The organism is Gaetbulibacter jejuensis, from assembly GCF_039524015.1.
In the GTDB taxonomy this organism is placed as follows: domain Bacteria; phylum Bacteroidota; class Bacteroidia; order Flavobacteriales; family Flavobacteriaceae; genus Gaetbulibacter_B; species Gaetbulibacter_B jejuensis.
In genome coordinates, this window is record NZ_BAAAGF010000001.1 from 377520 (window position 1) to 389248 (window position 11729).

Annotated in this window: 8 protein-coding genes and 1 tRNA gene; 3 read left to right on the forward strand and 6 right to left on the reverse strand. The window is 32.5% G+C overall.

Annotation, left to right across the window (positions count from 1 at the left end; translation table 11 throughout):
• Nucleotides 1-485: 485 nt before the first annotated feature.
• Nucleotides 486-2312, forward strand: a complete 1827-nt coding sequence (locus ABD011_RS01625) for a sodium:solute symporter family protein (protein ID WP_343795236.1) — start codon at nucleotides 486-488, stop codon at nucleotides 2310-2312.
• Here ABD011_RS01625 and ABD011_RS01630 read toward each other — a convergent pair whose 3' ends face one another.
• The 6 genes from ABD011_RS01630 to mce form a co-directional block, all read right to left on the reverse strand.
• On the reverse strand, nucleotides 2313-4283 hold the full coding sequence (locus ABD011_RS01630; RefSeq protein WP_343795238.1) for a hypothetical protein: 1971 nt from the start codon (nucleotides 4281-4283) through the stop codon (nucleotides 2313-2315). It abuts the gene before it with no gap.
• Between the two features lie 3 nt (nucleotides 4284-4286).
• On the reverse strand, nucleotides 4287-5297 hold the full coding sequence (locus ABD011_RS01635; RefSeq protein ID WP_343795240.1) for an AAA family ATPase: 1011 nt from the start codon (nucleotides 5295-5297) through the stop codon (nucleotides 4287-4289).
• Between the two features lie 9 nt (nucleotides 5298-5306).
• A complete protein-coding gene (locus ABD011_RS01640; protein ID WP_343795242.1) occupies nucleotides 5307-7967 on the reverse strand; it encodes a transglutaminase-like domain-containing protein in 2661 nt (886 codons plus the stop codon).
• Nucleotides 7964-9202 carry a DUF58 domain-containing protein gene (locus ABD011_RS01645; RefSeq protein ID WP_343795244.1) on the reverse strand — a complete coding sequence of 413 codons (1239 nt, stop codon included), beginning with the start codon at nucleotides 9200-9202 and terminating at the stop codon, nucleotides 7964-7966. Before ABD011_RS01645 ends, ABD011_RS01640 begins: the two co-directional genes overlap by 4 nt.
• Before the next feature lie 280 nt (nucleotides 9203-9482).
• Nucleotides 9483-9556: transfer RNA gene (locus ABD011_RS01650), tRNA-Ile, on the reverse strand.
• Between the two features lie 82 nt (nucleotides 9557-9638).
• The gene (mce, locus tag ABD011_RS01655; protein WP_343795246.1) at nucleotides 9639-10043 is read right to left on the reverse strand and encodes a methylmalonyl-CoA epimerase; all 405 of its coding nucleotides are present in this window, start codon (nucleotides 10041-10043) and stop codon (nucleotides 9639-9641) included.
• Nucleotides 10044-10125: 82 nt separating this feature from the next.
• Between mce and rbfA the strand changes: the two genes are divergently transcribed.
• The gene (gene rbfA / locus ABD011_RS01660; RefSeq protein ID WP_129759824.1) at nucleotides 10126-10518 is read left to right on the forward strand and encodes a 30S ribosome-binding factor RbfA; all 393 of its coding nucleotides are present in this window, start codon (nucleotides 10126-10128) and stop codon (nucleotides 10516-10518) included.
• Nucleotides 10519-11721 (forward strand): ABC transporter permease, encoded by a 1203-nt coding sequence (locus ABD011_RS01665; RefSeq protein ID WP_343795249.1) that lies wholly within the window; start codon nucleotides 10519-10521, stop codon nucleotides 11719-11721.
• The last annotated feature ends 8 nt before the right edge of the window (nucleotides 11722-11729 follow it).

Sequence of the window (11729 nt, forward strand, 5' to 3'; positions counted from 1 at the left end):
TTATTAACAGCATATTTTAATTTAAGTTGTAAATGTATAAAAAAAAGCGAGTTAACAAAATAAAATCCCAACAAACATTCTTTAAAATGCAAAAATCATCGACGAAATGCATCGCCAAAAGATATATTTTTCACTTACTTTAATAGCACTCAAATATAATATAATTAACTTATTTTAAAACAAAATCTAAGTTTAAAACTTCATTAACTTATTGTTATTTGGAGCTTTATCAATAATTTTTAATATATACGTATTTTTTATAAAAGCAGTTTTATTATTTGCAATCTTAACAGAAAACAATATTTTTTGTAAGAAAAAGACTTCAATTTTCCACAAACTACATTTTTCACATGACAACATGTGTTTTTAAACTTAATTTATAAACATTTTTAAATATCATTTTATTAGAAACTACTACTAAAAATTCTCATTCTTGATATTTTAATCTAAATTTCAAGATAATTAAATTTAATACAAATCAGTACATGATAAATTTAAGCACAATAGATTACGTTTTTATTTTTGGGTTTTTCGCAATTACCTTGGGTATTGGCTTTATGGTATCAAAAAAATCAGGTCAAAATCCAGCTGAATATTTTCTTTCGGGTCGTACTATGCCTTGGTGGTTACTTGGTGTTTCAATGGTGGCGACTACGTTTTCAACAGATACTCCCAACCTTGTTACTGATATTGTTAGAACTAATGGCGTGTCTGGAAACTGGGTTTGGTGGGCATTTTTAATTACTGGCTTATTAACTGTTTTTGTGTATGCTAAATTATGGCGAAAGTCAGGAGTATCAACAGATATTGAGTTTTACGAATTTAGATATGGTGGCAAACCTGCAAGATTTTTGCGTTCTTTTAGAGCTATTTATCTTGGTATTATTTTTAACATTCTTGCCATGGCAGCGGTTACATTGGCTGCTATAAAAATAGGGCAAGTTATGCTTGGGCTTACTGCATTACAAACTGTAGGTATTGCTGGTGCTGTAACAGTTATTTTTAGTGCTGTTGGTGGATTTAAAGGCGTGGTTTACACCGATTTCATCTTGTTTTTTGTAGCAATGTGTGGCGGAATTGGTGCCGCGTACTACTGTGTAAACTTGCCTGAAATAGGTGGTTTAAGCGCACTTATTGAGAACGAAACTGTAGCCTCTAAACTAAATATTTTACCAGATTTCAATAATAAAGAAGCGCTTATTACGCTTTTAATTATTCCAATAGCTGTACAATGGTGGAGCGCTTGGTATCCTGGAGCTGAACCTGGTGGTGGTGGTTATATTGCTCAGCGTATGTTGGCTGCCAAAAACGAAAACCATGCTATTGGTGCAACGTTTTTCTTTAACATACTTCATTATGCATTACGTCCTTGGCCTTGGATAATTGTAGCGCTTTGCTCAATAGTTATTTATCCTGATTTAATAAGCCTTAAAGATGCCTTTCCAAATATTACTGATGATAAATTAGGTCATGATATTGCATATTCTGCAATGTTAACCAAATTACCTAGTGGACTTTTAGGCGTTGTACTTACCTCGTTAATTGCAGCTTATATGTCAACTATTTCTACGCATCTTAATTGGGGTTCATCTTATATCGTTAATGATTTTTATGTGCAACGTGTTAACAAAAATGCTTCTCAAAAAGAATTGGTAAATGTTGGAAGAATATCAACAGTTATTCTAATGGCTGTTTCTGCTATACTTGCTTTGTTGCTTAACAATGCGCTTCAGCTATTCAATATTATACTAATGTTTGGTGCTGGCACAGGATTAATCTTTATACTTCGTTGGTTTTGGTGGCGCATTAATGCGTGGAGTGAAATTTCGGCAATGTTTGTTTCTGGGATTATTTCTTTGTTGCTGAATTCAAAATCAATTGCACTATCTGCTTGGTTATTTGGCAATGAAAATACTATTGGCTTAATGCCTAGTTGGATGACTTATCCTTTTATTGTTATAGTAACAACAGGAGTTTGGTTGCTAGTTACTTTTTTAACTAAGCCTGAAAAAGACGACACTCTGTTTTCATTTTACAAAAAAATACAACCTGGTGGACCAGGTTGGAAACACACTGTCAAAAAAGCACAAGACCAAGGTGTTGACCTCAACCTTAACAAACAAGAATGGAATGTGCCTTCAGGAGTTTTAGCAACAATTGTTGGATGTGTTACAATATATAGCGTGTTGTTTGCAACAGGTTATTGGATTTATGGACAATACACAAAAGCTACTATTTTAACTTTTGTTGCGCTTGTATCTGCTTTTGCCTTAAAACATCTTTGGAAGAAGATAAAGGCTGTGGTTTTTTAACTATTCTAGGTTGATACCAAAAGCTTTAAAAGCTAATAACTGTCCTGGGTTTTCAATAGATTTTAACTCTAAACTACCTTCAAGTTTTGTGTCGTTATCAATTAAGACTTCATAATCTACTGTAGGTTCATTGTCTTTTTCAGTAATATTAATTTTTAAAGTAGGCCAACTTAAATCATTTTCAACCCATTCAATATTGCTGTCTTTAAGTTCCTCAACTATAGCCTCCTGTTCTGGTGTTAAACTTGTATTGACTATCTTTAAATTAAACTTCATTTCAAGCTCCGAATAAGGCACTAACTGAGGAAAATTCATATAAAACGCTAACAAATGCTCATTCGCGAAGGCTATATTATCCTTTTCAAGATAGGCTTTACTTAATGCTTCATGTACTCTAGCTATCAGTAATTTTTCATTAGTAGCATTAAGATGCTCGTCTTTTAAAACGCCTTCAAGTTTTTCAATCGCTAAGTCATATTCTCCATCTTCTAAATGAAATTGTCCTATAAAATAGTTAAAGTATTTGTGCACGTTTTCACGCTCGTCTTCTTGTAATTTTTTCTCAAATATATTGATGAAGTATTCAGGATTAAAATACTTTATAAGCTCCCAAATCTCATCAAAAAACAAATTGTTTTCCGAAGCAAATAAATTGTAATAGCCTATAAATCGTTCAGGATCTGCAGATAATTCACTAGTTAACAACAAATGCGCATTTTCTTGTTTAAAGTGATGTTTTGAAATCTCGTACAGCGTTTTAGGTTTATACCAATAGCCTTTGTCTCTAAACTTTAGCTCTTTTATAGATTTTTTATGGTATAAATATTTAAATAAAAGCGTGTTACGATTATACGACACTTCTCCCCAAGTACTGTTAACGTGTATTTCTTTAAAGTTTGCTGCTTTATCACGAAATTCTTTAGACTTTTTTAAATCTCCTGAGTAATAATAAGCTCTACTTAATGCAATATTATTCCACCCAAAACCAGGAGATGGACCAAGATATTTAATAGACCTATCAATAATTGTTTTTGCTGCCGATAAATCGTTTTTAAAAATCTTAACCGCAGATTGCATATAGTCAAACTCTTTTACGCTTTTCTCTTCGTAGTTATCGTTTTTACGTGCTTTTTCGTAGCTTTCTTCGGCCTCATCATACTTTGCTTGTATAAACTGAAGATTACCATAGTTGTTATACGACAACCTATCATATCTTTCTAATTGTTTGCTGAAATATTCGGCAGAATCTGTCTTAAGTTGATGGGAGTAAATAATGTTTTTATAGTGATAGTAACTTAGCAACGCTCCATTTCCATAATCTGGCCAATAAGTATTTATAAACCATTGGTTGTTTTTGTCTCTGTCTTTAATAGAATCGGCATATTTAGAGGCTAGTTGAAGATTTTCTTCAATTGTAGATTTTAAAAACGGATACTTTTCTGGACTGTACATCCTGTTACGCAAGTAAATCCATGAAATATTGCTATACGGATTAATACCGAAATTGAATACAAAGTCGCGTTTTTGAAGTCGTTTAACCGCCTTAATCGCTTCACCAGGTTTATCTATATATTCATAACTTTTTGACAAGTAATAAATGAGAATAGCATACTTTCTTTGGTATTGATAACGGTCAATATATGTTCTAATATCGGTAGTTCGTCTTAGTTCTCTATAAAAATCTTTTTCAAGCAGCTCAACAGCTTTTACAAGCGACTTTATTGCCGACTCATATCCTCTTTTATCCGAAGCTCTGTCATACCTGTAATTTGCTTCAAAAAAATGACCAACATAGTACGTACTATCTAACTGAATCATTTTTTGTGAAAGCTCATAGGCTTTACGACCACTATAACTTCCTCTAAACTCTCGTTCCAATCGGTCAATTTCAATGCGTTGCGCAAAGAGCGTCATTAACCCCAAAAAGAAGCATATAAAAGTTAAGCGTATTTTAGTGCTTGTACTATTCACAAATTACTTTTTTAAATTAAGTCTTGACAAACGCGAAATTTCAGTTTTTACTATACTGTCAATAGCGCTACCTTCAGCACTAAGGTTTTTAAATAATAATCTATGCTGAAGTACTGGTTTTACCAAAGCTGCCAAATCATCTTCAATTACATAGTTTCGTTTATGAATTACAGCATAAGCTCTTAAACATTTTAAAAGAATAATTCCAGATCTAACTGATGCACCTAAAATAATTCCTGAATGTTCTCTCGTACCTCTAACAATGTTATTTATACTCTTAATAATTTCGTCGTCAACATGAACTTCTTCTGCTTTACTACGAAGTGCTAAAATATCTTTCATATTCAACACTGCTTCAACAGTATCTTGCGATCGCTGTATTTCTAATTGTTTTTTATAGATTTCTAACTCTATGTCTTCACTTACATACCCAAAACTAATCTTCATAAAAAAACGGTCCAATTGCGCATTTGGCAAAGGATACGTTCCTTCCATTTCAATTGGGTTTTGTGTAGCTATTACAAAAAACAAGTCTTCGAGCTTATAAGTTTGATCTCCAATAGAAATTTGATTTTCTGCCATACATTCTAATAAAGCCGACTGTACTTTTGGTGATGCTCGGTTAATTTCGTCTGCTAATAAAATATTACAGAATAAAGGTCCTTTCTTGAAAATGAAGTCTTTGTTGCTTTCATCGTATAAATGCGACCCAATCAAGTCCATTGGTAACAAATCTGGAGTAAACTGAATACGTTTAAAATCGGAATGTGCTTGCTCACCAGACAACGAATGTGCTAAGGTTTTTGCCATAACCGTTTTACCAGAACCTGGATTATCTTCTAACAAAATATGCCCTTTAGCAATAAGACAAGTGATAATTTGAATAATCTGCTCTCTATGTCCTTTTACAACCTTTCCAATGTTTTCAATTAATACATCTATATTTTTTTCTGAAGTATCTTCAGCAATGGTTTGCGTGTGGTTTGGGCTTGTATGTTCTAGGTCTTGACTCATAATAATACACTATTTTTTTAGATTAAGATTCAGCATGTAGTGAATCCATTTGTTTGGTTTAATAAAATTGAAAAAGCGCTGCGACTTACTATACTTTGAAAACACTTTTTGATTAAAATCAGAATGAAACTCTTTAATTAAATCAACCTCAGCATTAGTAAGTTGGTCTTCGCTATATTTTAATTTTTGATAGGTTTTAACAAAAGCCTCAAAGTGAGTTCCAAACTTAGGGTCAACGACATCTCGTGCATAAACCATAGGTGTTTGGTGGTCTCTTGGAATACCCATTTGATTAAGTATAAAGTGGGCGTTTTTATAATTGGCTTCAGATAGTTTTGTAATAGAACTGTGGTTTTTAGCTTTTTTAGACAACCACAAGTAATAACATATTGGCAGCAACATTAACACCAATAATATTAACAGAATTGCAGCAAGCACATAAATTGACCAATCTGTTATGGTTTTCATTGCACTATCTTCCTCTTCTTTAGTAGCGTCGTCTAGCTTTTCCTCTTCAATTTTAGGAACATGAACTTCCATAATTGTAATTGGGTCTGGAAAAAGTTTCATGTAATTTTCAATAGTCTCGCTATTGTATTTTTTCCGAATTCGTCCTAATTTATAATCAAAAGACACCATTACAGCTGTGTCACCAAGTTTTACATTTTTTAAAGCAATTGGTTGTTCGCCAGCAAACACTTTGGCTTGGTTAACATCAAACGACATGTCTAAAAGATTGGTACTGTCTAGAGCAATACCATTATCGTTGATAATCATTTTATCAACACGAACTTGCATTGTTTTGCTTAGGGTATCTACTTCGGTAATTACACCTTTACCTACATAAGTTTCTTTTGTTGGAGGCGTTGGAGGTGTACCATCAGGTTGTGGCGATTGTTCAGCATCTGTATTACTTACTGTCATGTCAAAATCTAGCCAACCGTATTCTGGTATGTAAACTTGCGTCCAAGCATGACCTTGATCTCCATAAAACCAATACCAACCTGGAGTTTTATGACTTCTATCAACCGTCATAAATCCAACAGCTACACGTGTTGGTATTCCTAAAGATCGTAACATAAACAATGATGACGTTGCAAAATAAGTACAATAACCTCTATGTGTGTTGAACATAAATTCATCTAACATACTTGCGTTAGGAATGTTTGGGTCTGTTGGTTTTCCTGGTGTTAAAGTGTAGACATATAAAGGATCTCCTTTTTCATCTTTTGATAAGAAATAGTTACGAATGCTTAATATTTTATCAATAGTTGTATTGTCTCCTTTGGTAAGACTATCTGCCAAATGACCTATTTTATTATAGAGCTCACCTTCAGGAACTTCGGTATAATAGTCCATAAACCGTTCGTTTTCGCCTTCATAACTTTTAGCGCGTCTTAAGGTGCGATAACGATTTTCTTGATAATTAATAATCGATTCGTCTTGGGTATTGTAAACAAAATAAGCGCTGTTAAGTTCTGATACTTCTGAAAACACATTGTAAGCAAATTTATAGTCTTTTTTAAATTCTTCTTCAATTGAAATTGGTTGACATGCATAAGCTGTACTTGGAGCCACAAAAACCTCAGGACTAAGACCAGCAATATAAATGGTGCTTTTTACCTCTTTGGTAGCGCGTTCCATTTTGTCATAAACCAATACAGAGTCGTTTACTTGAGTGAAATATTGAGGAATTTTTGTTGGGTTTGGTAAAAATAAATCGCGAACAATACTGTCTGGATCAACTTCAAATTGCTCTAAAGTTGGATTGTACTGATTTAAATGATACAGCGTAATGTACTGCGGATTTGGTGTTGTAGGGTTGATAAAGTTATCAATATTAGCACAAAACAATAGTTCTTCTGAAACGTTTAATCGATCTCTAAGTCCTAAATAATCATCTAAATTAAACTTAGCACCAGAACTACTATCATCATCTTTGGAGTCTTTGTCTTTGTCCTTATTTTCGCCATCAGAATCTTCTTCATCGCTTTCATCACTTTGACCTTGTGTAATCTCGTTTTGAATATGGTCAATCTTTGAGTCTAATAACTGTATTGTTGACCAAAACAAAAACAACGCTATTAACGAAAACAACAAAATTCTTCCAACCACCATAACGTAATTGGTTTTTTCTTGCTTTTGAATAGTTTTAAGCAATTCTTTTACAAACAGTACGTAAAACAAGTAGAGTACAGTTGGTGCAACAAGCCATATCATTTCGTTTACGTTAGACATTTCCATATCTGAAATGAGAATTACTGACAGTGTTGTTAATAGTATTGAAAACACTATTAAATAATACCTCCATCGTGATATTGCAAAGCCCGAAAACCATCCAAACACAAAAATGCTAGTGTTTATTTTAAACCGATTTGCCACATAATAGGCATCAAACTCATTAAAGGACGATGCACTAATAGAGCTGTAAAGAATATTAATAATGAGCAGTAGTAAACCAAAAATAATTAGAAATCGAATTTTGGTTTTATGCAATAAATATGCTGTGATAATTCCTGCTGAAAAAACACCAATTAATACATGCTTGTTGACAAAAAGCAATGAGTAATACTCTGACAGAAAATCGAGCAACGGATACATTATAAGTATCGTAGGAAGGATTAAAAACAGTAACCCAAGTGTAAGTTCTTTGTAGTCTATTTTTCTCATATAATCTGTCCTGTAAAATTAGAGTTAGACACTAATTTTTCTATACTTTCTTCGTTCTTTTTTAGTTTTTTTCGTGTTGCCGAAAATATCCAAGCTAGCTTGTTAAGTTCGCTTTTTTGATCTTGTCTTAAAAATAGGTTTTTGAAATTAAACACGTTTTGATGGTCTAAATGTCGCGATGCTTTTACAATAATAATGTTTGAAGTTCCTTTTTCAATTAAGGTAGTAAGCTCTTCTAAGCTAATTAAGGTCGACACACATATTATAGATTCTCCAGAGGCTTTCAGTTCGTTTACCGAAAAGTTGTTTTGCCAACTTGCCGAACTTAGCTGAAAACCAACACGATCATTCTCGTTTACCGATATAAATTCGTTTACAGCTTGGTCAATATTGAATTCTACTTTTCTGTCTTTTTTCTTAATGTTTAAGCAAATGTTGTACACAATATCTTTGTAATAATTAAGCATACTAACCGCATATACCGAAGTAAGATCTTTAGACAAAACGTTATAAAAACTTGTGTAAAATTTTATGTGCGAAGCATAAGGGTTTATAACCTCAGGCGTTCTAATGACAAGCTCTCTGTTTTTAGCAAAAATTTTCCAGACAATTCGGCGAACATCATCTCCAACTTCAAAATCTTTATAGTTGAGATAATCACCTTGTATTTTACGAGACGTCTTTATTTTTTCTTTTTCTTCTTTGGTTTTTGAAGGGTTAATATCATCAACGGAAAGTTCAATTTCAGAAGAATGAAGGTAAAATGCGTTTTTTGATTTTTTATACGTTGTAAAACGGAAAAACTGCAAATAGTCAATAAAACTAATAACAAACCCTTTAACGTGATATTGCTTTCTGTCTGGTAACCAAATTAAAGTTGAACCTTCTTTTGGCAATAGTTTTTCAAACCCTTGAGAAAATTTATTGATGACTACAGTGTCAGAGAGTTTTCCATTTTCAAATTCTATCTTTATTTTGATGTAACCCAATAACGGAAGTATGGCTTTCGGTAAAGAAATTAAAACAGGTACTTGTCCTGCAACTCCTTTTATGTTACCATCTAATCCTATATCAATTTTAGGATTAATGGTTTTCTTATTGATGACAAAATACAGGTAGCAAACCAACGTGTATAAAAAACCTATACCAATTAAAATCAATATAAACGTTCCAATTACCCACGCAAACAGCTTAAGATATAAAGCAATGTTAGTGTTTTCAGTGAAGAACTCCATTTTAACAAAATAGATTGCTGTTATTAGTACTAAAGCAAAAATTATTGCATTTCTTTTAAAAGGTAGGTAACTAATAATTCTATTAAGGCTAAAATTCAAAGTGAAATTTGTTTGAAATGGACATTTGGTTTACAAAGGCTCAATCTACAAAAAATAGGTAAGTATCTAGCAACTAAAAATATATTTTAATTTAAGTGTTATTTAGTATAAACAACTTATGTATTATGATAATTGTTAAAAGCAAAAAAACCGCTTCAATAATTTGAAACGGTTTGTTTTGTGGTCCCACCTGGGCTCGAACCAGGGACTTTCTGATTATGAGTCAGATACTCTAACCAACTGAGTTATAGGACCCATTAGCTTAACGCTAATTATTAACCTCTTCTAAAAAAGAGTGTGCAATATTACTACTTATTTTAATACTCTACAAGAATTTTTAATCCTTTATGTCTTGGCACAACTCAATTAAAACACCATTTGTAGATTTAGGATGCAAAAACGCAACCCATTTATTGTCGGCTCCTCGTTTAGGTTCTTCGTTTAAAACGATAAAGCCTTCTGTCTTTAAGCGTTCAATTTCTGACTTTATATCGTCTACCGCAAAAGCTATATGATGAATTCCCTCTCCTTTTTTCTCTATAAATTTTGCAATAGGACTATCGCTGTTGGTCGCTTCAAGCAACTCTATTTTATTAGGTCCTGATTTAAAAAATGAGGTTCTTACGCCTTCGCTTAAAACCTCTTCTATTTTATAATGTGCTTCTCCAAACAAGCTTGAAAACAGTTTGTTGGACTCGTCAAGGTTTTTTACTGCAATACCAATATGCTCTATTTTGTTCATTTTTAAGGTGTTTTGTGCCTAAGGCATAAATTTTGTGTATTCAAAAATAAAATAATCCTTAAATATCAACTATTTTTGCATCATGGAAAGCAACAGACAAAAAAAGATAAGTGGCGTTTTACAAGAAGATTTAGTAGATGTGCTTCAAGGTGCAGCAACTAAAGGTGGTCTTAGAGGTGTTATCATTTCAGTAACCAAAGTTTCGGTTACTGTAGATTTATCTATTGCAAAAGTTTACTTAAGCATTTTTCCTAATGATAAAGGCGAGGAACTTTTAAAAGGAATTCGCTCAAACACACCATTAATTAGGCACGAACTAGCACAACGTACCAAAAATCAATTACGAAGAATGCCTAGTTTAGAATTTTTTATTGATGACTCTTTGGAATATATTGACCAAATTGAAAAGTCTCTTAAAGGAAAAGAAAACCCTATTAGCAACCCTGATCTTCTTAATAAAAGAAAAAAGTCATAATTGAATGTTTCTTTATATATAGCTAAACGTTATCTGTTTTCTAAAAGCAGTAACAACGCTATAAATATTATGACTGTTATTGCGGCTTCAGGTATTGTTATAGCCTCAGCTGCATTGTTTATTGTGCTTTCTGGTTTTGCGGGTTTAAAAAACTTTAGCCTTGAATTTTCTTCGTTTGTCGATCCTGATTTAAAATTGACTCCTGTTGAAGGAAAATCGTTTGTGTTTTCTGAAAAAGATTCGTTAGCACTTGCTGATATTTCAGATATTAAATACTACTCAAAGACCATTGAAGAACGCGTTATTCTGGAATTTGACGGAAAACAAAAACTCGCAAATATAAAAGGTGTTGATGCTAATTACACGCGTGTAACGTTTATTGATACTATGGTTGTAAGTGGTTCTTGGTTAACCGATAGTAACCAAATTGTTTCTGGTTGGGGAATTTCAAATACATTGTCTTTTGGTGTTTTAGATTATGGTAAAAGTCTTACTATTTATGTTCCTAAACCAGGTAAAGGACAAATAAGCTCAGTAAGAGGTGCGTTTAACTCTATAAATGCTGTAAACACAGGCGTGTTTCACATTAACGAAGATTTAGACAATGAGTATGTGTATTCCAATTTAAACACTGCTAAATACCTTATGAATTATAACGATAATCAAATTAGTAGTATTGAGCTTAAACTTACTGAAAATGCTAATGAAGCTACTGTTAGAGACGCTTTAACTGCTGCTTTTGGAAATCGTTTTCAAATTAAAAACCGAAATGAGCTTAACGATTCTCTCAACAAAATGCTCAATACCGAAAATATGGCTGTGTACCTTATTTTTACTTTAGTAATCATTATAGCCTTATTTAACGTTATTGGTGCATTAATCATGATGATTTTAGACAAAAAAGAATCGTTAAATACTTTATTTAACCTTGGGGTTGATGTATCGCAAATTAAAAATGTGTTCTTTCTTCAAGGTAGCTTAATGACTGTTTTAGGAGGTATTCTTGGTTTAGTTATTGGCTTTTTAATTGTGCTGTTTCAATATCTTTTTGAACTTGTCATGCTAACTCCGTCGTTACCTTATCCTGTCGCTATAAAACCTATCAATTTTGTAATAGTGCTAGTTACTATAACTGTTTTAGGAATATTGGCTTCAAAACTTGCGTCTAGCAGAATAAATAAAGCGCTGGTAAATAATTTTTAAGAAGTTAA